Raw genomic sequence first — 22,942 nt, 5'->3', positions numbered from 1 at the left:
GTTATTTCTCTATAATACTCTCCTTTATGGCCATTCCAAAGTGTCTGGCATATTCATCATACTTTATTAAAACCTTATCTCCTGGCTTCAGCTCAACAACAGATATAGGCTTTCCATCCTCTCCAACTAACCTTATGGTTTCAGCATTTTGTAAGATTGTCCTTATCTTATCTCCTTTATACTCAGCTTCTATTAATATTAAAGGTCTCTTCTCAATCTTAACTCTTCCAACTATGGCTTCTCTTGCATTTCCATCCTTGTCAACTATTAAAACCTTGTCTCCAGCTTTTAAGTCACTTAAATACTTTGTCTTATTCCCTGGGCATAATATATAGGCATGAACTGGACCAGCATTTACTCTGAAGGGTCTTGTATCAACATATGGGTTTTCAACAGTTTCAGAATGAACTAAAAATAAACCTCTTGAGTAAGAGCCCACTAACATCCCTTCACCAATCTTCATTAGGGAGCAAGTATCTATACAAACCCTATCTCCACTTCCAATAGGCTCAACCTTGGTTATTACAGCAGTGTCTAACTTAACCTTCTCCTTGTTAAGCTCTTCAATTAATTTTGAAAGCTCTTTTACATCTTCCAACTTCTCAGGGTTTAGAAGAACTCCATCAGTCCCTTTCTCTAAGATCTCATAGGAAGTTTTAGCCTCTTTCAGGTCCTTAACACTGGCAACAATTTTAACATCTCTATTGAAGAGATCAGCTATTAAGTTCTCAAGTGGGATGATTGTCCAATCCCTTCCCTCAATAACTATATAATCAACAAATCCAAACCTTGCAACCTCTGAGGCAAACTCTTCATCTTCCTTAGACTCTATTGGGATATAGATAGCTGTTTCCTTTCCCTTTTCTTTAGCCTCCTTTAAGAACTCTATGTCATCATTCTTACTAATTAAGACTATGTCAGCATCTAAGCTATGTGAAGCCACTTTTATATTTCCTAATTCTCTAACCTTCTCTATATCCTCTGGCCTAACAACCACAACAGGGATAGAACTTTCTAAAGCCATCTTTACTATCTCTTTCCTATCTTCCCAACTATCCCTATCAGCAGCACAAACCCACCCAAATTTCATAGAAAGTTTCACCTTTTTAGGATTTTTTAAATGTTATAATATTTTTAATAATCTTTTTATATCTTTGTTTCTGCTTTATTTGAATATTTAGGTTTATGAATATATCTGTATCTAAATTTAGTTTATTTTTAACCCTTTAGAGGCGTTATTTTACATGAAAATAAGACAGTAGAACTTAGATTTGAAATTTCTGAATTTCCATCCCCTTAGGGGCGTTATTTTACGCATCAATAAGTGTAAATGATACTAACTTCACATCAGTTGTTTCCATCCCCTTAGGGGCGTTATTTTACGGAAAACAACAGATATTATAAACAGGTTAAATTTTGTCGTTTCCATCCCCTTAGGGGCGTTATTTTACTAGAAAAGGTTAGAGATGATTGTGGAGATGGGGAGCATGTTTCCATCCCCTTAGGGGCGTTATTTTGCAATTCCACATTTTGCATGTTGAGAAGACCAGAGATGAAGTTTCCATCCCCTTAGGGGCGTTATTTTACAGGCAAAATTTTGCTTGTTTATATCGTACGCTCTTATAGTATATAAGCTTTATCCCTAATCAACGGGATGAAGGTTAGGTTCTTCTATTTATTTAAAAAGATCTGAAGTTTAATAAAAATCCTTATTTTCCATAATACTCAAATAAAACCAAACCTTTAAACTAAAAACGAAATTTCCAAAGGGAAAACAAAATTCTAAAAATAAATAAATTAAAAAACTAAAAAATCCCAATAATTCATAAAAACCGAATATTCAAATTAATAACATTAAGCTACCCTCCGAAGCCAACTAAAAACCAAATAAAAACCAAAAAACTCATACAAAAACAACAAAAACCTAAAAACAAAAACTTTAAACGAGACACAACCTAAAAACCAATAAAAATAAATAAAACTAATTACAAAAATAACTCAAAATAAGCTCCACTATAGTGATTCTAAATGTATATCATAATTGTATATGATGTAAATGTAAAAAGAGTTAATAAAGTAAAAAGTTTTTTAAGGAAGCATCTTAATTGGATACAAAATAGCGTATTTGAGGGAGAGGTTACAGAATCTGAATTAGAGTGGATTAAAACTAAACTATCAATGATTATTAATAAAGAGGAAGACGCCATTGTAATTTATAAATTAAAAAGTAAGCCAAAAAGAGAAATTATTGGTATAGAGAAAAACCCTATAGATGATATAATTTAAAACCATGCAATGAGTGGAGAATATTTATTAACCTCTAACAAATGTTTAATTAGCTTGTAACACTCTAATCTAATTAATCTCTTTTTACTTACATTTTTATTTAGCTTTGGATGCTTAACAGTAGACTCTAAAAGCTCATTAAAGAATTTTATAACCAATCTCATTCCCTCATCAGTTAATAACATCCCATTTAAATCATCTCTAAAATGACTTTTCTTAATAATATTTTGTTTAACCAACCTATTTGCTAACCTATCAACATAAATAGGTTTGAATATCTCACTTAAGTCTAAGGCTAATGAGAATCTCCTTGTTCCAACTTCATGTAAATAGCTAACTGATGGATTTAGTTGAGTATTATAAATTTCTGAAATTATTGTAGCATACAATCTGGAATTTAAAAAGCTAATCAAGGCATTCATTTCATTTTTAGGAGGTTTTCTGGTTCTTTTAACTATCTTAAACTCATCTTTTAAAGTTTCATCCCAAAGGGAATAGTACTTTGCTCTTACAATTCCCTCAATATTCATAACCTCAGTTATCTTTTTTACACTTTCCAGCCTTTTTAGTTCATTATTAAATTTATATTTATTCTTGAACTTCACTAAGTTATGCTCTATATTCTTTATAGCACCAAAAACAAATAATTTTGCAAGTTCTAACCTTTTCTCCTTATTTAAATAATGCTCAACTTGTTTAACAGTTAGATCTCCTGAAATCAACTTTTCTCTTGGATAAAAGGTTCCATCATAGTAGCCATAGTGATTAAAGAAATGAACCACTATTCCCTTCTGAGCTAAGTAGTGTAGAGCTTGAGAACTTATATTTACATTTCCATAGATATAAATATCATAGATTCCTTCAATAGCTAAAGGCTTTTTCCCATACTTGTTTTCAAAGTAAATAGTATTTTCCTTTCTAAATAAAGTACCATCTGTAAGTAAGGTTAAGCTCTTTTTTCTCATAGTATCACAAACTTATATATAGCAAAGTTCATAGTATGCACAATTTTTACAAATCTTCTTTTTATCTGGCTTAGGTGGTTTCTTAGAAGCTCTAATTTTTTCAATTTCATTTATAACCTCTTCTATATAATTCTCCTTTCCTTCTAATCTAACCTCTTTAACCACCTTAAGCTTTGGATAGTTTATTTTTGCTACTCCCTCAATTCCCAAATTTTTTAGATAATATAGATAGTACAAGGCCTACATTTCATGAGCTTTTTCCATAGTTTTACTCTTTTTAACTTCATGAATCTCTAAATATTGATTGTTCTTGATAAAATCTATTTTAATTGAATTTATTAAAACTTCCTTTTCTTCATTAAAATAACTTCTTTTATGTAGTAGCTTTCCTAAACTAACTAAGTCACTTTCATGTTCCATATTAATATTTTTCATAAAATACCATAACTTAGTTTTACATACAAAAAAATAATTGACTTCAACTCCCCTAATTAATAGCTCATCTTTTAAATACAAAAGAGTTCACCTATCACATTATCCATTGATCCTCATCCATATCAATATTATCAAGCAATAGCCCAAGCTCTGAATCATACTTTAAACTGGCAATAACTGATTTAAGTTTTGGCTCATATCTAAAAACATCTCCTAATTTTTCCTTAATGGAGAAGTATTTACTAATAGACAGTGGAACCATATACTTGTAGATTTCTATATATCTTCTTTGGTCAATAAGTTCATTAACTTTCCCAATATACTTAATAGGGATAACCTCAAGTCCTTGGAAGAGCTCATAAAATCTTTCCTCATTTTCACTGCTATATAATGGTTTTAAACTATTAAATATATCTATTGTTGTATCCTTTGCAGACATAATACTTTTAATAATTTTATTTGAATCCTTATAGACTTCATCTAAGTAATCTTGTATTTTAGACTCTCTTAATAATTCTTCATTAATTTCTTGGAGAACCTTTAAAGTATTTTTAACCATCCACTCCTTATAGACATATTTATCCCTCTCAGAGCCTTCAGTTAAGACATAGACATCTTTAATTACTCCATCTTTCCAACCATGTCTATTTACCCTACCAAATCTTTGAATTAGAGCATCTAATGGTGCAGGCTCTGATAGAATTGAATTAAAGCTTATGTCCAATGAAACTTCAATAACTTGTGTTGACACAATAAAATCATAATGCTCTATATTCTTCCTAACCTCTTTCTCTAACCTCTCCCTGTCTCCATATGTAAACCTTCCATGTATTAGCAATACTTTAAATTTCTTATTTTTTAAATATTTATAAACTTCTATTGCTCTATCAACAGTATTACAAACTATAAGAACTGGCTTTTCTAACTTAATTTCACCAAAAATAAAGAAATTTTTGTTTAATTCTAAATTTTGTATTATGTCAAAGACATTTCCATCTACAACTCTAACTCTATGCCTTGTAAATTCATCAGGATCTTCTTTTTCAAATTTCACATCTTCAGCTTTTAGAGTCTCTTTAAACAGCTCTTCTAAAAAAGTTGGAAGTGTGGCTGACATTATTAGAGCTTTAGCTTTGTAGCCATTTACAAGTATATCTAACATTCCTAATATTATCCCTATGATATTTGGCTCATAAACATGAATCTCATCAAAAATTAAAAGAGACTTTGCTAATTCAGATAACTCCATTTCATAGAATCCTACTCCAAAGAATGCCTTCATAATTTGGAAGGGTGTTAAAACCTTCATTGGAGAATAAATTTTCCTATACAAGTTAGTTAATCTCCTATATTCATATCCAGAGACATATAAGTAATATTGGGAAGAGCTGTGTAAAAGAGCTACCATTCCCCCCTCAGGAAGATAAGACTTTAAACGCTCATACATAGCATTTATACTAACTTTATATGGTAGGATGTAAAAAACCCTATTTGGATATCTCTTTCTAACACTGTCTAAGTTTGTATAGCTCCATAGCAAGGCAGCTTCAGTCTTTCCATAACCTGTAGGAGCTTTTAAAATAGCATTTCTCTTTATAAATAATAGCTTTTCTTGTAATTCTCTTAAGTTACTAATTTTTTCAAAAATTCTTTCTTTTAGATTTGGGAGAGTTAATATACTATACTCACCAGCTGAGGCTAAGTGATCACAGGCATTTAACAATCCTTTTAGAAAAATCAATTCTGTCTTTTTTTCTCTTACATTTTCATCATACCAATCCAATAGCTCATTAAAGTTATAATTTCCTATTTTTTCTTCCCAATTTTTTGGCAAGTTAAATTTTTTTAACTTTTTCCTAAATATTCTTAACTCCCAATCTTCAATTCTTGGAAAGTAAAAGTTTATTAAATAACCTTTATTTTCTAACAGCTCTTTAATTTTATTTTTATATACTCCATAGTATAGCCTTGGTAACATTTGGCTATTCTTTAACTCATCTATATATTTATGGTGGGTTAAAATAGCTAAGGCTATCATATTTTTTTCATCTTCACCATAATCTAAAAACTCTACAAAAGGAGTAGATAGAACCTCATGCCTATATCCCCAATTCTTAGGATCCTTTTGAAAGCCTGTAGCACATTTCCCAATGTCATGTAATACTATAGCATAAAATAATAGCTCCCAAAAATTTTCATTGGTTAGCTCAGGAACCCAAAAAAAGTTATCTTTTAAACTCCTCATAACATTTAGTGTAGCATAAACATGACATTCCAAGAGTTCATCAGGATTAAATTTAGCTAAACAGAGATTTGTCATAGATCCATACACCTAAATTTAGCTCATCATCATATGGTAGCTCTCCACTGTATGTTTTTAATTTCCTCCTATCTTTTGGATAAGGTAAAAGAACAAAAGGCTTTACCAACTTTACACACCTTGGGATTTTAGAGTAGTCAAATTCCACAGGTAGAGCTAATATCATTCCAGGAACATTAGCCTCTAATGGTAGGATTGTTCCACCAATTGGAACCTCTCTTTTCATCTCTAAATTAATTTTTTTAATTTCCTCTACTGTGGCAATGTCACAAGATCTTCCTAATAGTAGTTGATATCTTGGACTTTTAAAATATGTCTTCCAACCATCTGGTAAATATAAGTATAAAGTATTGTTGAATAGAAATTCCCTTCTTATTACATCTGTTTTAACCTCATTCTCATTACTTAGGTAGTAAGTCTTTTCTAAATCAACCCCTTTTCCTTCACTTTTAAATATGTATCCAAAAAATTCAACATCTTCTAAGTTAACAATTTCTCCCTTTGCAGCAGAAAGTAACCCTAAAATTGTTGATATTGGAGGAAGGGGAAGAGTTGGCTGATATCCAGATTGAAATGTTGGATATCTAAAAGTTGCTGTCCAACTCTTTAATTTAACTCTGATCATCCTTTAACACCAAATTATAGTAATTAGAAATTTCTTTAGAGATCTCTTCTAAGATTTCCCCAACACTCCCATAAATTACCTCTATTCCATTAATTTTTATATCCTTTATTTCCTCCAAGCCCCATTTTTTGATAAACCCTTCATCAAATCCAAAGAATATTTTTTTAGACTCTAACACATCTTTAAATTCTTCTAACCTTTTTACCAAAGCTTCTTTATTAAAAACTATTTCTCCCCTATCTTCATAGAAGATATCTGAGATAAATGGGTTAATTCCACCATTGAACATTCCTAAGGCTATAAATTTAGGAGTAACATCAGTTAAGAATAGTGTTTGCTTAGCACCACCATATAAATATTTTAGAGCTTTAATAGTTTCAGTAGCCCTCTTAGCCCTAATATCATTTGGCATAATCCATTCATTTTTTTTCATTATTACTCCAATCTCTTTAGCAGCCTTTAAATATTCTTCATCCCAATTTATTTCCTTTCTAATCTTCTCTAATTTTTTACTCTTCTTTTTATCTTCTTTATATTTCTCAAAGTCTATTATATTCCTAAATCCTGCCTTGTCAATGAGTGAGAATCTACCAACTGCATCTAAATCTAAAGAGAATGCCCCTTTTAATACTGTTGAGTAAAACTCCATTTCATATATTACAGGATCTCCCTCATGCCTTGAGGTGTTTGCAAAGTCAGAAGTTAAAGAGTTTCTTACAGGAAGTATAGAAATTAGAGGAGTGTTTTTTAGTGGAGAGATTCTTGTCACTGTAAAATCTTCCATAGCCTTCATATATCCAAAGATATCATCATCTGGATATTTTATAGGATTGGCTTTAGTATAGACTTGATTCTTACCTTCAACCTTTTCCACAGGAGAGAGTTCCCAATTAAAGTGTTCTTTTAATGTTAGTCTCCACCAATATCTCCATGCCTGGGCAGAAACATAGGCATAGCTATCCCTTCCACACTTAAGTTTTTTAACAACAACCTTATTTCTATCAGGTGTACTGGTGTCAGTTCCCATCATATTTAAAGCAGAGTGTGGAGCATCAATTAAGACTAAGCCACTCACAAATTTCATTTTTCATCACCTTCATAGTTTTCTTCTGAGGTCTTAATTAGCCTATCATGAAGCTTTTCATAAATTCTAAATAATAAGAGATCTTTAACAACTTTCCAAGACATTGTTATGTCCTCACCATAACCCATTAACAACCTTGCAAATTCATCAAAAGTTAATAGGGATCTTGGAATTCCATTTTTTTGCCTTATTTTCTCAACTCTTATAAAGAAATTTTCAAATTCATAAAGCTTTGTTGACCTCTCTAACTCTCCAACAATTTTCCTTAAATCATTGTCATTTAATTTTTCTATGGTTTCTATAATTCTATCTCCAACATCTTTAATAAAATCTAAAGCTTCTTTATCCAATTTTAACACCTCCAGACAATAAAATTCCAATAATTCCCAACTAGCATTAACCTTCTTATTTATACCATCATAGAAATATCTTAGTATGCTTTCATCATTTAACAATTTTTTATAAACTTCATTTACTCTTGTTTTTTCCATTTCTTCAAAATTTAAATTATCTTTTTTACTCCAACCCATATTTACTATATTTCTCCAACCTTCAGGATCCACTTCTCCTGCAAAGGCTACAAATCTTAGTATATCATTTGGAATATAGATAATATCAATATTTTGACTTCTATTATCATTTATAAAATAGTAAAGGGTGACTACAGTATTCTTCCAATATTTACTACTTTCAACATTTTTTGTAATATCAATTAACAATTTAAAGAAAAAATTCTCTGGTTTTCTGAATCCTTTAGCATCTGGAACTAAACTTGAGATTCTTACTTGTCTTAAACTTTCATCATAAAATCTTAACATCTTACTATATGGATATGTGTGAATTACTAAAACACTTGATAAGTTATAGGCTACTAAAGGCATAAATTGAGCTAAAAATATACAGTGTGCACAAATATCTTCTCCCTTTGGATTTCCTGAATGAAAGAAATTTAGCATCTTACCAGTACCCAACAATGGGAATATAGATCTATCACCCTTACCATAAGGAACTCTTCTACCACAGATAATACATCTTCTCTCTTTTGATGAAGGTTCTAAAATTTCTGGAATATTTTCATATAATTTCCATAGGTTTTTAGCAATATTTTCAGGACTTCTTTTCTTACTCATACTTGGATTAGTCATTATAAATCCATTATTTGGAAAAATTTTCCCACTTAAATATCTAACCCATTCATTTTTAGCATATAAATTGGATGCAAACTCTATAGCCTTTTTAATGTCATTCTCATCAATTTCATCAGGATTTTGCTTGTTATTTAGTAATAGTATAGCTGACAAGCCAGCATCAGCAAAGGGATGCCCTGTCCAATAGAATGTTTTATTTCCCATATTTACACCAAGTATAATATTGGTAATTTATATGTAGATTTTGGGATTTATTTATTTTTCGGTTACTTGTTTAACGTTTTTGTTTTTAGGTTTTTGTTGTTTTTAGGTGGGATTTTTTGATTTTTGTGAGTTTTTAGTTGGCTTCGGAGGGTAGCTTAATGTTATTAATTTGAATATTCGGTTTTTATGAATTATTGTGATTTTTTAGTTTTTTAGGTTATTTGCTTTTAGAATTTTATTTTCCCTTTGGAAATTTTGTTTTTGGTTTCAAGGTTTGGTTTTATTTTAGTATTAAAGAAAGTAAAGGTTTTTATCAAACTTCGGATCTTTTTAAATAAATGGGAGAACCTAACCTTCATCCCGTTGATTAGGGATAAAGCTTATATACTATAAGAGCGAATGTTATAAACAAGCAAAATTTTGCCTTGTAAAATAACGCCCCTTAGGGGATGGAAACTTCAGAGTTTAAAAGGTTCATTAGGGTATCAAGTAGTAAAATAACGCCCCTAAGGGGATGGAAACCAGGATGATGGAAGATCAGAGGGTGAGAGAGTTCCTGTAAAATAACGCCCCTAAGGGGATGGAAACGTGCAACGTGCTCTTCCACATAGCGAATGAGAGTTTGGAGTAAAATAACGCCCCTAAGGGGATGGAAACAAGACATCGTGTTTCACAACTTTCATTACGACGGGTTCGTAAAATAACGCCCCTAAGGGGATGGAAACTGAAACAAAGACTGAAGAACCTCAGCCTCTTCTTTTGTGTGTAAAATAACGCCCCTAAGGGGATGGAAACGGAGCAGAGACTCTTTTCTGAACTCCTGTTCCTAATAACTGTAAAATAACGCCCCTAAGGGGATGGAAACAATCTCCCTTCCTATTTCTATGACTTTTACCCCTTCCTTATTTGTAAAATAACGCCCCTAAGGGGATGGAAACAACGGCATTGAAGTCATCTACTGTCAATTGCTTTAAGTAAAATAACGCCCCTAAGGGGATGGAAACGAAATAACTTGTAAAGGTAAATTACTTTCAATTTTCGTAAAATAACGCCCCTAAGGGGAGGGAAACCATCTTTCCACCTTAGCCTTTCGTCTTTTTCAAAAATGCTCCCGTAAAATAACGCCCCTTAGGGGATGGAAACATCTCTGAAATAATTAAATGCTTCTTTCTCCATCAAATCAGTAAAATAACGCCCCTAAGGGGATGGAAGCTCTATTACTATCAAACATCTTTTGGATTTTATCACAATGACGTAAAATAACGCCCCTTAAGAAGAAGTAGAAATAAAATAAACATCACAAAAAATAGTTTTTAACAGAAACAACTAAAAGTTTAACATAAAAAAGGGTCAGTGAAGGGCGTGATCATCACAAAATCAGAACATCGATGTATCATCATCCCCTTTTTTTAAGCTTATTCTAAAGTTTTTAAAACCTCTAAGCCAAAAACCCTCGCATAGTCGGGAGATTTTGCAGTGACTATTTTATCAACTCTAACTACTCCCTTATCAACATACTTAACTCCATACTTTTTAAACTCCTCCAAGGCTTCCTTAGCTGGAAAAACTGTAGCTTCCTTACCCTTTAAAATCCCAGCCTCTGCTAAGACAACAGGAGACAAGCAGATAGCTGCTACAGTCTTATTTTCCTCATAGAATTCTTTAACAAGGTTAATTAGTTTTTCATTATGCCATAAGTACTTTGGAGACCCTGTACCTCCAATAATTACTATAGCCACATAGTTTTTAGGATCAACCTCATCTATTGTTAAATTTACCTTAACCTCAGCTCCAAGCATTCCCTTACAAACTCCTTTTTTTGTGGATGCTATATCAACAGCATAACCATTATTTTCAAAGACAGCCATAGGCTCAAATAGCTCTTCATCCCTAAAGTTTTCAGGAGCTATAACCATCAATATTTTTCCCTTCATACTCTCAACCTTATTATTTATGCACATACTTAATAGCACAAAGAAAATAATAATAAATAAATACTTTTTCATAGCTAACCCTCAATTTTGACATTTAACTCTTTAAATACTGAGGATAATCCTTTTCCAACACCATATCCAAAGTAGTAAGCTAATCTCTCTAAGTCTAAGCCAAAGAAGCCAGAGGTTTCACTTAAGCCATATTCTTCAATTGTTGGGTTTGTAACATTTGCCAACTCTTCCAGCTTTTTTAAAGCCACTTCTTCATCTCCAACCTCATCAACCAAACCAACTTTTTTAGCATCCTCTCCTAAGTATATCTTACCCTCAGCTATCTTCTTTGTATAATTAATTGATAAATTCCTATTTTTAGCTACCCACATAATAAAGTAGTTGTATGTTTCATTTATCATTTTCTCTAAAATTTTCTTCTCTTCAGGAGTCATTGGCCTGTAAGGGGAGCCTATATCCTTATATTTCCCAGCCTTTATGGTTGTTACATTAATCCCCAACTTCTTCATCAGTCCATAAAAATGGATAATGTCCATTCTAACCCCTATGCTTCCAACAACTGAGTGTCTCTGAGCCACTATGTAGTTAGAAGAGCTTGCTACCATGTAAGCTCCAGAGGCTCCTATGGTTTGTATGTAAGCAACAACAGGCTTTTTTTCTGAAACTTCCTTCACCTTCTTAGCCAGCTCTTCACTTGCTACAACCTCTCCACCAGGAGAGTTAATAATTAAAAGTACTCCTTTAACACTCTTATCTTTCTCTAACTTATCTAATAGGTTAATATAATAGTTAGCATCTCTCTTTTTCTCAAAGAAGCCAGAGGGAGAATAGTCATAATAAATTTCATTGCACAAATAAACTTTAGCTATCTTCCCTCCAAAGTTAAAGGGCATTAAAATAAGAGCTGATATTGACACAACTAAAAGAATAAAAAGAATAATAATGAGAAGAACTATTTTTCTCATTTACATCACTTTAAAACCTTTTTCTTGAACTTTTCAAATAATCTTATAGCTTCTTCCTCTTTCTTCTTAACCTTCTTTGGCTTCTTAGCTAAATATTTTTTCCATCCTTCTCTTGGTCTAAATAGGGTTATCACATTACCAATAACACTGACAACCTCTGAATCTGTTTCCTTGGCTAACTTGTTAGCTATCTCTTCCTTATCTTCATATAATAAAGCTGCTTTTCTAACCTTAACCTTTATTAACCCTCTTGCCTCTAACTGCCTATCAACTTCTTTAATGACTTTATCACTTCCTTCTTTTCCAACCCAAACTACTGGCTCTAAGTGATGAGCCTTAGCCCTTAAAATTCTCTTCATCTTTCCTGTTAATCTCATACTTATCCCTCTTTAATAAGCTTGGCAATAACTTCTGAAACATCTACTCTACTAACCTCTGATGAGAATGTATTAGTTCCAACAACTTCCTTAATCCCTGAGAAGTAAAGCTTGTTGAGAGCATCTCCTATTAACACTGGATGAACACAGGCTGCTATTATTTCATTAGCTCCCTGCTCTTTCAACATCTTGGCAGCTGTTGCTACAGTTCCACCTGTTGAGATGATGTCATCAACAATTAACACGTCTCTATCTTTAACATCTAAGCTTTTAGGAGCTATTTTAATCTCTGTTGGGCTTATTCTTGTCTTCTCTAAGTAGTCATACTCTGTCCCTAAGACTTCAGCAGCAACCTTGGCAAATCTTAAAGCTCCTTGGTCAGGGCCAAGGACAATAGGATCATTTAATTTATCTTTAACATACTCAGCCAACTTTGGAACAGCATCTCCTGATATAAATGGAATTGTGAAGAACTCCTTTATATGTTCTTCATGTGGATTTATAGTTATAACTCTATCAAATATATTTGAGTATATCTTAGCCAAGGCTCTTATACTAATAGCTTCTCCAGGATTAAACAGCTTATCCTGCCTTGCATAGGCTAAGTAAGGAGCTACTAAGGTTATTTCTTTAACACCACATTCTTTTAAGGCATCAGCTAATAGAATAGCTTCAACTATAGCATCATTTTGCTCCCTTTGAGTACTTACTATTACAGCTTCATCTTCATTAACTTCACTCAAGATTCTAACATATATCTCATTGTCTGGAAATCTCTTAAACTCAACCCTTGCCATCTCAACATCTAAGGCTTTAGAAACTTTGTAAGCTAACTCTTGACTTTTACTTCCTGGTACTATAATCATTAATTACCACCTCAAAGAATCTTTTTATATTATTAAGTTAAACTAATAGTATTATAAGTTATGTCATAAAACTTTTTTAAGTGAGAGTATGGTTAAAGTTGGAATTGTTAAGTGTGGAAATATTGGAACCTCTTTAGTTGTAGATTTAGCCTTAGATGAAAGAGCTGAAAGAGATATAAATGTTTTAGTCTATGGTAGTGGAGCTAAGATGAATCCTGAATCTGTTGAATATGTTGTTAAGAAGATGATTGAGGAGAAACCTGATCTTATTATTTATATTGGGCCAAATCCTGCAGCTCCTGGGCCAAGGAAGGCAAGAGAGTTATTAAGTGAATGTAAAATCCCATCTATCATTATAGGAGATGCTCCAGGTATTAAGGTTAAAGATGAGATGGAGAAAGAGGGATTGGGTTACATCTTAATAAAAGGAGACCCAATGATAGGGGCAAGGAGAGAATTTTTAGACCCTACTGAAGTAGCTTTATTTAATTCAGATATATTAAAAGTTTTGGCTGTTACAGGAGTTGTTAGATTAGTTCAGGAGGAAATTGATAGAGTTATAGAATATATTAAAGAAGGTAAAGAGCCTGAACTTCCAAGGATAGTTGTTGATGCTGAGAAAGCTGTTGAAAGAATGGAATATTCCAATCCTTATGCTAAAGCTAAGGCTATAGCCTCTTACAATATGGCTGAAGAAGTAGCTAATATAGATGTTAAAGCCTGCTTTATGGTTAAGGAGCCTGAGAGATATATTATATTAGCAGCTTCAGCCCATGAACTCTTAAGACAGGCTGCCAAGTTAGCAGATGAGGCAAGAGAGTTAGAGAAAGCTACAGATATGGTTAGTAGAAAACCACATGCTAAGGATGGGAGAATATTAAGTAAAAGAAAATTATTAGAGAAGCCTCAGTAAGAATTTTATTTTAATAATTTCTTTATAGCATACCATTTTTTTATTGATGTTGGCTTTATTATGCCGTTAATAATGTCATAGAAGAGAATTTCATTTTTTATTAGAAATTTAGTGTCTTCAAAAATTTCATCTTCAAAGTTGTCAATATTCACTTCAATACTGTTTTTAAATTTATTTAAAACTCTTAATAGGTTTTCTTTCCTCTCTCTGTTTGTCTTTAATAAGTAAATTAATTTATCTCTTTCAATATTTATCCACTTTTTTATAGTTTCTTCAACTGTTAAGCCAAGCTTTTTATTATTTATTAACTCGGTTATTTCATATGGTAAAGAGAGGTAGTTTATAGCGTAATCTATCTCCTCTTCACTGAAGTTCTCTTCTTTTAAGATTTTTTTAATGTCTTCTTTTTCTAACCAATCAATTAAATAGTATTCGGAAGCGTTTTCTAATGTAGAGTTTTGGTATATTTCTTCAATAAATAGAGTGTCAGAAGTTAAGCAGATGACATGGGAAAGATGTTCCATCTTGGTTAGAGAGACGAATAAGTTAAATAGCTCGTTTAATAAAGATTTTTCTCCATTGAAGTAAATATTCTTGGTCATGTACGCGCAATTGATATATATCATTTATGATATATATTTTTCTTATGATCAGGTGTAAATATTGTAATTCGGATAAAGTCGTTAAGGCAGGAAAGCACAAGTCAGAGAAATACGGAGTTAGGCAGATGTATTTGTGTAAAAAATGTAAGAGACGATTTGTTGAAGAATCTAAAGCTCCTAGATATTCCGATAGTTTTAAAGAAAAAGTTGTTAGAAGTGTAGTTTTTGAGGGTTTAGGGATTAGACAAGCCGGTAGAGTATTTAAACTAAGTACAACTACAATACTTAGGTGGATTAAAGATTTTAAAAAAACTAAACAATGCGAACAGGAAAATTAAACTTAATATGAACCAAATACATTTAGAAATAGATGAAATGCATTCTTTCGTTAGATCTAAGGATAATAAAGTGTGGATATGGATAGCAGTCGATAAAAATACTGGACTAATCATAGCGCATAAAACTGGCGATAGATCAGACAAATCGCTTAAAAAACTTCTTAAAGAAATTCCTAAGAAAGTATTGGATAAATGTACATTCTATACCGATAAATGGAAAGCTTACAACATACTTCCTAACGAAAGACATAAAATTGGTAAGGAATATACAAGACGGGTAGAAAGAACCTTCTTAACATTTAGAAATTCATGTGCAAGATTAGTTAGAAGAGGTATTCGATATTCTAAGTCTATGGAAATGCATAATATTATTATCGATTTATTGGTATATTTTTATAATAAAGACATTATATCAAAATTTGGTACATGACCATATTCTTTAACTTTTGAAGCTCGTCTATAACTAAAACCGGTTTTTTTCCCTCTTTTACGACAGTATTTATGTTCTCTTTGATTTTTCTAAAGACATCATTTAATTTTATATTTTCATCCCATTCTTTTTCTGTAGCAAATTTAAACACTTTTACATCTATCATTAACTCATTCCTAACATACTTCTTCCCTTTTTCAAAGAAAATACTTAAAAACTCTTCCTTTGTTGGTGTAGCGTACTCTCTTAAATTATAATAGAAAAATACGATATCACTATCTTCAAGCTCTTTAATAACTCTCCTTATTACTGTAGATTTTCCAGAAGATTTAGGGCCATAAACGAATAAAATAGAGTTTGGCTCTAATTGACAGTAAGTTTTTAGATATCTAACTTCTTTCTCTCTATTGTAGAATTTCATAACTAAAACCTTCAAATAATTCTTTTTTCTCTTATCATTTTTTCAACATCCTCATACAACTTAGGGGCTATACAGTGATATTCAGCCAATCCTAAGGCTGCTACAGCTCCAATAATTCCCTTTTCTCCAGTTATTTTATGTAAGGAAATATTATTTATTAGTGCCACTCTCTTAGCCTCTTCTAAGCTAACCATCTCTTTCTTAGCCTTTAAGCTAAATAGTCTCATACTCTTTGATGGGAATAGGCCATAATAAACAGCCATAGCAGTATTGTCTGAAAGAGTCTTCTCCTCTAAGAGTTTTTTTACAAACCTCTCTATCTTATACTTATACTCTGGCTTTATGGCAAAACTTAAGGCTATGGAAACACAATTCTGTGTTTTGTCAGGATTTCCTGGGTAGAGTTGGACAATTGTATGATCCAAGTAATAACCATAACCTTCCTTCTCAACCTCTAACCCTATTTCATGGGCTAAAACCCATGTAGCTCCTTTCTCCTTTGTGTCAGTGTCATCTATCCCTATAATAACCTTCTCCATTTTTGGAGTTATCACTCTACTTCTCCCTAATCTACTACCTCCACCCTCTTCTAAGATTTCAACATCTATAACATTCTCAGCTCCTTTCCTTAGCATGGCTCCAACTCCAGCTCCAGCAAGGCCAGAGTAGGTTATAAAAACCTTATCTTCTTTAACACTAACCTCCTCAATTCCAGCAGCAGCATAGGAAGGGATTAAGTTTAACTCCCTCTTCCCAATCTTTGTTACAAAATGATGCTTATTTCCCTCTCTCCAAGCTGAGAGGATTAGGGGAGAAGTTTTTTTATATTGATAGATGATCCACTCACTACCATTTGGACATGGATGTTCTTCAACAATTTCAACCATATCTAAGTTCTGATCAACCATTGCTACAACTCTCTTATACATCTTCTCAACTCCCTTCCTAAGCTTTCTCCTAATTTTTCAGCTTTCTCTATCTCATCTACTTCACAACATATAGAGCTTTCCTTTTTTATTACTCTATCTTTATTAGCTACAGCTACCTTTAACATTAACCTCTTACCCTCATACTTAGCAAAGGCTCCAAATGGAACATGACAGCCACAGCCAAGCTCATTTAAAGCCTTTCTCTCAGCAGTTGTTTCTAAGAAAGTCTTTTTATCATTAATTTTCTCCAAGATATTTTTAATTTTCTCATCTTCCTTTCTATAGGCAACAGCTATAACCCCTTGCCCAGGGGCTGGGAGAATGGGAAGTTTATAAACTAAAAACTCTGAGAGATCTATATTTAACCTCCTAACCCCTGCTTCAGAGAGAACTATGGCATCATACTCATTATCTTTTAACTTCCTTAATCTTGTATCAACATTCCCCCTTAGGAGTTTAAATTCAGCATCTCTATAGAGCTCTTTTAAAAAAGCTCTCCTTCTTAGACTTGAGGTTCCTATTACTTTAATATCTTCCTTATTGGCAATCAGTAAATCATTTGGATAATCTCTTTCTAAAACAACATAACTTAACCTTGAATTCCAAACTGTTGGAATATCCTTTAAGCTATGGACAGCTATATCTATCTCATGGTTTAAAAGAGAGAGATCAAGCTCTTTAGTAAAAACCCCTATCCCTATGGAATGTAAAGCCCTATCTTTTATCTGATCTCCTCTTGTTTTTATAATCTTTACCTCTCCATCAATCCCAAGGCTTTTTAACTTTTTTAGAACAAGATTAGCTTGATATAAAGCAAGCTTACTGCCCCTACTCCCAATAATCATTTATAATCACTCAAAGTCCCTATGTATTAAAGATGGAAGCACAGAACTCTGATTTTTATACTTAGACATCTTCCTCTCACAGTAGCCAACCTCAGCTGGGGTATTTAGATAGCTAAAGATCAGTTGCCCTATTCTTTGCCCAACATAGAGAATAACTGGCTTGTCAAAGGCCACTATTTCAAGAGTTATCTTTCCCTTAAAGCCAGCATCTATCCAGCCAGCTGTTTGATGTGAGGTTAAAAAAACTCTCCCTAAGCTACTTCTTCCTTGATATTGGGCACAGATGTTATTTGGTAATTCTATGTATTCATTTGTTGTCCCTAAAATTCCACCTTTGACAGCTAAGTCAACTTCATACTTCTCCTTTAATTTCTCTACATCTCCAATATAATTTAAAGGACAGACTAAAAGAGAGTTCTTTACTTTAACTTTTTTATATTCTAAGGGTTTTGTTAAGTCATAAACTTCACTTTCATATATGATAAATTCATCTCCAAGGGTTACATCATAACTACAGGGACCTAAGTGTTTCTTATTGAAAGGCTTGATAATTAAATTTTTGGACTCAATATTTTTTAATATGTCTTTGTCACTTAATATCATAGTTATCCAACACCTCAAAATTTTTGGTGAGTCTAAAATGATTCTTGGAAATTCTGGATTACTTATTAAGTTTGGAGATTATGGAGAGATGGAATACTTATTCTACCCAAATGTTGGTTATGAAGCCCATTTCTTTGATGGCCTATTTGCTGTCTATGACAAAAATATAAAGTGGTGCTGGGACTTTAAAGTTTCTCAAGTTTTAGAGGACTTTTACTTAAAAAGTATTTATAAAGGTAGAGATTTAGAGATAGTTGTTAAGGACTATATTCCAATTTCCCATGATGTTCTAATTAAAGATATCTTTATAAAAAATTTTGGAGAAAAGAGAAATCTAAAGTTCTTTTTTTATGAAAACTTAAGAGTTGGAGAACCACCTAAGGAGAATGTAGTTAAGTATATAGATGGAAATATTGTAAAGATAGCCAATGATTACATTTTCTTAATCTCATCAAGTAAAAAGCCAAGCTCTTATCAATGTGGGCATAGGTATGATAAAGATAGTGCCTATATTGATATAGAGAATGGTATTTTGAAGGAAAATGATGAAAGTAGAGGGGTTTTAACTGACAGTGCCCTATGCTGGGAGTTTGAGATAGATAGAAGTTACAACTTTAAAATTTTTATCCTCTCTCAATATAAGTCTAACTTAGACATAGCCTTAGAGCAGATGAAGGTTATAAAGCATCAGATTAGTAATATTAAAAATATTACCATGACTTACTACAGCAGAGTTTTGGAGAATGCCTTAAAAAATATAGATAAAGAATATCTAAGCTATAGAAAAATTATTGAGAAAGCTCTTATAAACCTTCTCTTTCTCTCTGATAGAAGTGGGGGGATTATAGCTTCTCCATCCCTTCATCCAGATTACAGATATGTCTGGGGAAGAGATGGCTCTTATATAGCTATAGCTCTCCTTCTCTATGGAATTAAATTTCCTGCTGAGAGGTTCTTTAAATTTATGGCCAAGGTTCAGAATCCTAATGGCTCTTGGCTACAAAATTATTTTGTCAATGGAAAGCCAAGACTAACAGGAGAGCAGATAGATCAAGCTGGCTCAGTGATTTGGGCTTTGAATGTCTATAATAGGCTATATGGAAATAAGGAATTCTTGGAGAGACTCTGGGATATGGTTGAGAAAGCTGGGAATTATTTAGCTAACTCTATATTTAAGCCATGCTTTGATCTCTGGGAGGAAAAGTTTGCTGTTTTCTCTTACACAACTGGAGCTATCTATGCTGGACTTAAATCAGCTATTGAAATAGGGATTAGCTTAAATAAGGATATTGATGAGAGTTGGTACAGAAGTTTAGAGAGGTTAAAGAGAGATGTTAATAAACTTTACTCAGAAGAGAAGGGAAGATTTTTAAAGTCTATAAATCCAATATTTGAAGAAATAGATACAAGTATCTTAGGTTTAAGCTATCCCTTTAACTTGGTTAAGTTTGAAGATGAAAGGATGATTAAAACAGCTGAAGCTATAGAGAAAGCTTTTAACTACAGAGTTGGAGGGATTGGAAGATATCCAGAGGACTGCTACTTTGGAGGGAATCCTTGGATTATAACAACCTTATGGCTCTCTCTATATTATAAGAAGTTATATGAAATCTTAAATATTAGTAAGTATAAAGATAAATCTAACCAGTTGTTTAAGTGGTGTCTAAAGTATTCCTTTGAAGGTCTATTCCCAGAGCAGGTTCATAAAGATCTTGGAGTTCCAGTCTCAGCTCTACCCTTAGGTTGGAGTAATGCCATGTTCCTTATATATACAGCTAAGAGGAGAGATATAATTATTCCATAAAATAACAAAGTGATAAGAGATGCTAATAACCTTTAATTTTGAAGTTCATCAGCCACATAGGCTAAATAAGAAAATAAAAGAGAAGGAGGATTTATGGGAAAGATATGTTGATACAAAATTAAATAAAGAAGTGTTCAATAAGGTAGCCAATAACTGTTATATCCCTACAAATCTCCTTTTATTGGAGTTAATTGATGACTATGACTTTAAGGTTAATTTTTCAATTAGTGGAGTTTTTATAGAGCAAGCTATGGAGTTTAATGACTATGTCTTAGATCTCTTCAAAGATTTGGTTAAAACTGGAAATGTTGAGTTAATAGGAGAAACTTACTATCATAGTTTATCAAGCCTACATGAGAGTGAAGAGGAGTTTATTGAAGATATTGAGAAGCATAAAAAGTTATATAAAGAAGTTTTTAACTTTAAGCCAAGAGTTTTTAGAAATACTGAGCTAATCTACAACAATAGGATAGCTAAGATAGTTAAAGATTTGGGCTTTGAGGCTATTTTTACTGAAGGGACTGAGAAGGTTTTAGAGTGGAGAAGTCCAAACTATCTATATAGCTCTCCTGATGGTATGAAGGTCTTGCTAAGAAACTATAGGTTGAGTGATGACATTGGATTTAGATTCTCAGCAAGAGATTGGGATCAGTGGCCCTTAACAGCTGATAAATATGCTGCTTGGCTCTCAGTTACTCCTGGAGACCTTATAAACATCTATATGGACTATGAAACCTTTGGAGAGCATCACTGGAAAGATTCTGGAATTTTTGAGTTTTTAAGATATCTTCCTCAGGAGATAGGGAAGTATGAGCATTTAGAAGTTGTTAATGTTAGTGAAACCTTAAAGTTAGAGCCTAAGGGAGAGATATTTGTCCATGAATTCTCAACAATCTCATGGGCTGACACTGAGAGAGATGTTAGTGCATGGCTTGGGAATAAGATGCAAATCATATGCTATGAAAAATTAAAGGAGATTGGAGAGTTAATAAAGAAAAATAAAAAGAGGTTTGGGAAAAACTTTGAAAAGATCTATAAGATTTATAAAACCTTACAGATAAGTGATCATCTCTACTATCTCTCAACTAAGGGGTTAGGGGACTTTGAGGTTCATAACTACTTTAGCCACTATGATACTCCTTATGATGCCTATGCCTATTTCTTAAATATCTTGTATGACTTTGAATACTACCTTAAAGAACAGCTAAAGGATAGCTTGGAGAGTGAAGATTTTAAAGTTGAGAGGGTTAAGAAGGAGAAGAGTATAAGGAAAAAAAGAGAGAGTAATGTTAAATATATTATAGTTGAGTAACCATGAAAATAGCTATAACTGGAACTCCAGGGGTTGGGAAGACGACAGTTTCTAAGATTTTAGGAGAAAGATTAGGATTTAAGGTTATAGACATAACTGACTTTGTCAAAAAGAATAAGCTTTATAAGGAATATGTTGAAGAGATGGACTCTTTTTTAATAGATTTTGAGAAGTTAAAGAAGGCTTTGGAGAAGGAAGATAATGTTATCTTTGATGGCCATATCTCTCATTTGCTGGATGTTGATTACACCATAGTGTTGAGATGTGACCCTAAGATAATAGAAAAGAGGTTAAAGGAGAGAGGTTACAGTGAAAAGAAAATTTTAGAGAATGTCCAGGCAGAGATCTTAGATGTCTGTCTTTGTGAGAGTAAAGGGAAAGTTTATGAGATTGACACAACAAATAAAAAGCCAGAGGAGATAGTTGAAGAGATAATTTCAGCAATAAAAGAGGGAAAAGAGAGAAAGGGAGTAGTTAATTGGTTAGAGAAATACTTTGACTATTTAATATAGCTCAACATAGCCTAAAGACTTCTTAAGGATTTCAACATTCACATGTCCAGCTTTATAAACCTTTCCATTTGTCATGTCATTGATCATAACAACAGCTGGAGCAAACATTCCCTTATCTATTTTATAGAAGTCATAGTCAGCAGCTTTAAACACTTCTAAGAAAGGCTTTCCATAGTCTTTTGATGATGAGGATGGTAGAGCCTTACATAAGCTTTCTAAGTCATCATTTTCATCAGCTTTTATATAGTAATGAGTAATTCCTCCATAAAGAACCATATCATTGGTTACTCCCATCATTGTGAAGTCATCTCCAACTATAGGAGCAATTGGAGCCAATCCAGAGGCATACTTAACCTTATTAACATCAAATTCTAAAACTTCTAACATCTTGTAAGTTCCATTTTCAACAACTCTACCACTTATCTGTATAGAGCCAACCAATGAAGAGGTTGGAGCCACTAATAAATAGAGGTTTTCAGTCTCTACATTACACTCCTTAGCTATGTAGTCAGCAACCTTCTCATCTGGCATCTTTGAAGTTTCTAAACATAAGATGGCTATATCAGCATGATCTTCATAGTTTATCTCTTCATAGGTTTTCTTTGGCTTCTTAGCTAAAGCTCTTGCTGGTCCAGAACCCATGGCAAAGAATTTATCAACCTTTATAGCCCATCCAGCCTTTTGAGAGCCTAAGGTTGAGATGGCTGGATGTGATGTTAAAACCTTAACATAAGGTAAATTTAACCCCTTACATTCACATGGAGATGGAGAGATGGAAACCTTTGCCAATCCACCTAAGCAAACCTTTGTAAATAACTTCCCAGCTTCCCAGCTTCCTAAGGCATTTATTCCACAGTCTAAAACAGTGGCCCCATTTTCTAACTTAACAACCTCTATATTTAAAAGCTCTTTATTTTCTATCATCTTCTGGACTACTTTGTAAGCCTCTTTATTGACACTTATCATATTCTCACTCTTTGAAGGTTAATTTTATAGATACTTAACAAACAAA

The 22,942-nt window shown here is 32.7% G+C and carries 21 protein-coding genes, 3 pseudogenes and 1 CRISPR repeat array; of the genes and pseudogenes, 7 read left to right on the top strand and 17 right to left on the bottom strand.

What is annotated here, in order from left to right; translation table 11 throughout:
* Nucleotide 1: 1 nt before the first annotated feature.
* Nucleotides 2–1,090, bottom strand: a complete 1,089-nt coding sequence (locus METIN_RS04635; RefSeq protein WP_013100336.1) for a 3-dehydroquinate synthase II — start codon at nt 1,088–1,090, stop codon at nt 2–4.
* Between the two features lie 938 nt (nt 1,091–2,028).
* On the opposite strand from METIN_RS04635, the gene cas2 reads away from it, so the two are divergent.
* Nucleotides 2,029–2,286, top strand: coding sequence for a CRISPR-associated endonuclease Cas2 (gene cas2 / locus METIN_RS04630; protein WP_013100335.1), 258 nt, complete (start codon nt 2,029–2,031; stop codon nt 2,284–2,286).
* On the opposite strand, the gene cas1b is transcribed toward cas2, so the two are convergent.
* The 10 genes and pseudogenes from cas1b to METIN_RS04580 all read right to left on the bottom strand — a co-directional run bounded on the left by cas1b (nt 2,283) and on the right by METIN_RS04580 (nt 13,221).
* Nucleotides 2,283–3,251, bottom strand: coding sequence for a type I-B CRISPR-associated endonuclease Cas1b (cas1b, locus tag METIN_RS04625; RefSeq protein ID WP_013100334.1), 969 nt, complete (start codon nt 3,249–3,251; stop codon nt 2,283–2,285). The two genes, cas2 and cas1b, sit on opposite strands and share 4 nt — an antisense overlap.
* Nucleotides 3,252–3,263: 12 nt before the next feature.
* Nucleotides 3,264–3,767 (bottom strand): annotated as a pseudogene (gene cas4, locus METIN_RS04620) (CRISPR-associated protein Cas4).
* Between the two features lie 13 nt (nt 3,768–3,780).
* Nucleotides 3,781–6,006, bottom strand: a complete 2,226-nt coding sequence (locus tag METIN_RS04615) for a CRISPR-associated helicase/endonuclease Cas3 (protein ID WP_013100333.1) — start codon at nt 6,004–6,006, stop codon at nt 3,781–3,783.
* Entirely contained in the window at nt 5,984–6,631 is a 648-nt protein-coding gene (gene cas5b / locus METIN_RS04610; protein ID WP_013100332.1) for a type I-B CRISPR-associated protein Cas5b, read from the bottom strand. The genes METIN_RS04615 and cas5b overlap by 23 nt, the downstream gene beginning before the upstream one ends.
* Nucleotides 6,618–7,715 (bottom strand): type I-B CRISPR-associated protein Cas7/Cst2/DevR, encoded by a 1,098-nt coding sequence (gene cas7i, locus METIN_RS04605; RefSeq protein ID WP_013100331.1) that lies wholly within the window; start codon nt 7,713–7,715, stop codon nt 6,618–6,620. The genes cas5b and cas7i overlap by 14 nt, the downstream gene beginning before the upstream one ends.
* Nucleotides 7,712–9,067 (bottom strand): type I-B CRISPR-associated protein Cas8b1/Cst1, encoded by a 1,356-nt coding sequence (cas8a1, locus tag METIN_RS04600; RefSeq protein ID WP_013100330.1) that lies wholly within the window; start codon nt 9,065–9,067, stop codon nt 7,712–7,714. Before cas8a1 ends, cas7i begins: the two co-directional genes overlap by 4 nt.
* A 427-nt stretch (nt 9,068–9,494) precedes the next feature.
* Nucleotides 9,495–10,280: a CRISPR direct-repeat array (repeat unit 30 nt; unit sequence GTAAAATAACGCCCCTAAGGGGATGGAAAC).
* A 202-nt stretch (nt 10,281–10,482) separates the two neighbouring features.
* Nucleotides 10,483–11,073, bottom strand: coding sequence for a DJ-1/PfpI/YhbO family deglycase/protease (locus tag METIN_RS04595; RefSeq protein WP_013100329.1), 591 nt, complete (start codon nt 11,071–11,073; stop codon nt 10,483–10,485).
* 2 nt (nt 11,074–11,075) lie between these two features.
* Nucleotides 11,076–11,978 carry a signal peptide peptidase SppA gene (sppA, locus tag METIN_RS04590; RefSeq protein ID WP_013100328.1) on the bottom strand — a complete coding sequence of 301 codons (903 nt, stop codon included), beginning with the start codon at nt 11,976–11,978 and terminating at the stop codon, nt 11,076–11,078.
* A gap of 5 nt (nt 11,979–11,983) precedes the next feature.
* A complete protein-coding gene (yhbY, locus tag METIN_RS04585; protein ID WP_013100327.1) occupies nt 11,984–12,355 on the bottom strand; it encodes a ribosome assembly RNA-binding protein YhbY in 372 nt (123 codons plus the stop codon).
* A 2-nt stretch (nt 12,356–12,357) separates the two neighbouring features.
* Nucleotides 12,358–13,221: a ribose-phosphate diphosphokinase gene (locus METIN_RS04580; RefSeq protein WP_013100326.1), complete on the bottom strand. Its 864-nt coding sequence runs from the start codon at nt 13,219–13,221 to the stop codon at nt 12,358–12,360.
* A gap of 88 nt (nt 13,222–13,309) precedes the next feature.
* Here METIN_RS04580 and METIN_RS04575 point away from each other — a divergent pair, with 88 nt between their 5' ends.
* Nucleotides 13,310–14,134 (top strand): F420-dependent methylenetetrahydromethanopterin dehydrogenase, encoded by an 825-nt coding sequence (locus METIN_RS04575; protein WP_013100325.1) that lies wholly within the window; start codon nt 13,310–13,312, stop codon nt 14,132–14,134.
* 5 nt (nt 14,135–14,139) lie between these two features.
* Here the strand turns inward: METIN_RS04575 and METIN_RS04570 are convergent.
* Nucleotides 14,140–14,730, bottom strand: a pseudogene (locus METIN_RS04570) (ATP-binding protein); the annotation flags it as partial.
* 32 nt (nt 14,731–14,762) lie between these two features.
* Between METIN_RS04570 and METIN_RS07835 the strand changes: the two are divergent.
* Together METIN_RS07835 and METIN_RS04560 are read left to right on the top strand one after the other, a co-directional pair.
* Nucleotides 14,763–15,074 (top strand): IS1/IS1595 family N-terminal zinc-binding domain-containing protein, encoded by a 312-nt coding sequence (locus METIN_RS07835; protein WP_449288507.1) that lies wholly within the window; start codon nt 14,763–14,765, stop codon nt 15,072–15,074.
* Entirely contained in the window at nt 15,037–15,504 is a 468-nt protein-coding gene (locus METIN_RS04560) for an IS1 family transposase (protein WP_157198820.1), read from the top strand. The genes METIN_RS07835 and METIN_RS04560 overlap by 38 nt, the downstream gene beginning before the upstream one ends.
* A 1-nt stretch (nt 15,505) precedes the next feature.
* Here the strand turns inward: METIN_RS04560 and METIN_RS04555 are convergent.
* From METIN_RS04555 to dcd, 4 genes and pseudogenes are all read right to left on the bottom strand, one after another.
* Nucleotides 15,506–15,925 (bottom strand): annotated as a pseudogene (locus METIN_RS04555) (ATP-binding protein); the annotation flags it as partial.
* 11 nt (nt 15,926–15,936) lie between these two features.
* Nucleotides 15,937–16,854: a methanogenesis marker protein 11 gene (gene mmp11 / locus METIN_RS04550; RefSeq protein ID WP_013100324.1), complete on the bottom strand. Its 918-nt coding sequence runs from the start codon at nt 16,852–16,854 to the stop codon at nt 15,937–15,939.
* On the bottom strand, nt 16,836–17,699 hold the full coding sequence (hemC, locus tag METIN_RS04545) for a hydroxymethylbilane synthase (RefSeq protein WP_013100323.1): 864 nt from the start codon (nt 17,697–17,699) through the stop codon (nt 16,836–16,838). The genes mmp11 and hemC overlap by 19 nt, the downstream gene beginning before the upstream one ends.
* Nucleotides 17,700–17,705: 6 nt before the next feature.
* Entirely contained in the window at nt 17,706–18,302 is a 597-nt protein-coding gene (gene dcd, locus METIN_RS04540; RefSeq protein ID WP_013100322.1) for a dCTP deaminase, read from the bottom strand.
* A gap of 37 nt (nt 18,303–18,339) precedes the next feature.
* Here dcd and METIN_RS04535 point away from each other — a divergent pair, with 37 nt between their 5' ends.
* The 3 genes from METIN_RS04535 to METIN_RS04525 are packed head-to-tail and all read left to right on the top strand — an operon-like array spanning nt 18,340 to nt 21,930.
* Nucleotides 18,340–20,106: a glycoside hydrolase family 15 protein gene (locus METIN_RS04535; RefSeq protein ID WP_013100321.1), complete on the top strand. Its 1,767-nt coding sequence runs from the start codon at nt 18,340–18,342 to the stop codon at nt 20,104–20,106.
* A 19-nt stretch (nt 20,107–20,125) separates the two neighbouring features.
* A complete protein-coding gene (locus METIN_RS04530; protein WP_013100320.1) occupies nt 20,126–21,418 on the top strand; it encodes a glycoside hydrolase family 57 protein in 1,293 nt (430 codons plus the stop codon).
* 2 nt (nt 21,419–21,420) lie between these two features.
* Nucleotides 21,421–21,930 carry an adenylate kinase family protein gene (locus METIN_RS04525; protein WP_013100319.1) on the top strand — a complete coding sequence of 170 codons (510 nt, stop codon included), beginning with the start codon at nt 21,421–21,423 and terminating at the stop codon, nt 21,928–21,930.
* On the opposite strand, the gene mch is transcribed toward METIN_RS04525, so the two are convergent.
* The gene (mch, locus tag METIN_RS04520) at nt 21,922–22,896 is read right to left on the bottom strand and encodes a methenyltetrahydromethanopterin cyclohydrolase (RefSeq protein WP_013100318.1); all 975 of its coding nucleotides are present in this window, start codon (nt 22,894–22,896) and stop codon (nt 21,922–21,924) included. The genes METIN_RS04525 and mch overlap by 9 nt on opposite strands.
* Nucleotides 22,897–22,942 lie beyond the last annotated feature (46 nt).

Origin of the sequence: Methanocaldococcus infernus ME, from assembly GCF_000092305.1 — an archaeon.
GTDB classification, from domain to species: Archaea; AGJL01; Methanococci; order Methanococcales; family Methanocaldococcaceae; genus Methanocaldococcus; species Methanocaldococcus infernus.
The sequence above is the reverse complement of the archived record's forward strand: the minus strand, read 5'-3'. Positions and strand labels throughout refer to the sequence as shown.

What these genes read in the sequence shown, in the direction of transcription:
- METIN_RS04595 (WP_013100329.1), bottom strand. Translation starts at nt 11,073, where the DNA reads ATGAAAAAGTATTTATTTATTATTATTTTCTTTGTGCTATTAAGTATG.
- yhbY (WP_013100327.1), bottom strand. Translation starts at nt 12,355, where the DNA reads ATGAGATTAACAGGAAAGATGAAGAGAATTTTAAGGGCTAAGGCTCAT.
- mch (WP_013100318.1), bottom strand. Translation starts at nt 22,896, where the DNA reads ATGATAAGTGTCAATAAAGAGGCTTACAAAGTAGTCCAGAAGATGATA.
- cas1b (WP_013100334.1), bottom strand. Translation starts at nt 3,251, where the DNA reads ATGAGAAAAAAGAGCTTAACCTTACTTACAGATGGTACTTTATTTAGA.
- METIN_RS04525 (WP_013100319.1), top strand. Translation starts at nt 21,421, where the DNA reads ATGAAAATAGCTATAACTGGAACTCCAGGGGTTGGGAAGACGACAGTT.
- METIN_RS04535 (WP_013100321.1), top strand. Translation starts at nt 18,340, where the DNA reads ATGATTCTTGGAAATTCTGGATTACTTATTAAGTTTGGAGATTATGGA.
- METIN_RS04635 (WP_013100336.1), bottom strand. Translation starts at nt 1,090, where the DNA reads ATGAAATTTGGGTGGGTTTGTGCTGCTGATAGGGATAGTTGGGAAGAT.
- cas8a1 (WP_013100330.1), bottom strand. Translation starts at nt 9,067, where the DNA reads ATGGGAAATAAAACATTCTATTGGACAGGGCATCCCTTTGCTGATGCT.
- cas5b (WP_013100332.1), bottom strand. Translation starts at nt 6,631, where the DNA reads ATGATCAGAGTTAAATTAAAGAGTTGGACAGCAACTTTTAGATATCCA.
- METIN_RS04575 (WP_013100325.1), top strand. Translation starts at nt 13,310, where the DNA reads ATGGTTAAAGTTGGAATTGTTAAGTGTGGAAATATTGGAACCTCTTTA.
- METIN_RS07835 (WP_449288507.1), top strand. Translation starts at nt 14,763, where the DNA reads ATGATATATATTTTTCTTATGATCAGGTGTAAATATTGTAATTCGGAT.
- METIN_RS04530 (WP_013100320.1), top strand. Translation starts at nt 20,126, where the DNA reads ATGCTAATAACCTTTAATTTTGAAGTTCATCAGCCACATAGGCTAAAT.
- cas2 (WP_013100335.1), top strand. Translation starts at nt 2,029, where the DNA reads ATGTATATCATAATTGTATATGATGTAAATGTAAAAAGAGTTAATAAA.
- METIN_RS04580 (WP_013100326.1), bottom strand. Translation starts at nt 13,221, where the DNA reads ATGATTATAGTACCAGGAAGTAAAAGTCAAGAGTTAGCTTACAAAGTT.
- mmp11 (WP_013100324.1), bottom strand. Translation starts at nt 16,854, where the DNA reads ATGTATAAGAGAGTTGTAGCAATGGTTGATCAGAACTTAGATATGGTT.
- cas7i (WP_013100331.1), bottom strand. Translation starts at nt 7,715, where the DNA reads ATGAAATTTGTGAGTGGCTTAGTCTTAATTGATGCTCCACACTCTGCT.
- dcd (WP_013100322.1), bottom strand. Translation starts at nt 18,302, where the DNA reads ATGATATTAAGTGACAAAGACATATTAAAAAATATTGAGTCCAAAAAT.
- sppA (WP_013100328.1), bottom strand. Translation starts at nt 11,978, where the DNA reads ATGAGAAAAATAGTTCTTCTCATTATTATTCTTTTTATTCTTTTAGTT.
- hemC (WP_013100323.1), bottom strand. Translation starts at nt 17,699, where the DNA reads ATGATTATTGGGAGTAGGGGCAGTAAGCTTGCTTTATATCAAGCTAAT.
- METIN_RS04615 (WP_013100333.1), bottom strand. Translation starts at nt 6,006, where the DNA reads ATGACAAATCTCTGTTTAGCTAAATTTAATCCTGATGAACTCTTGGAA.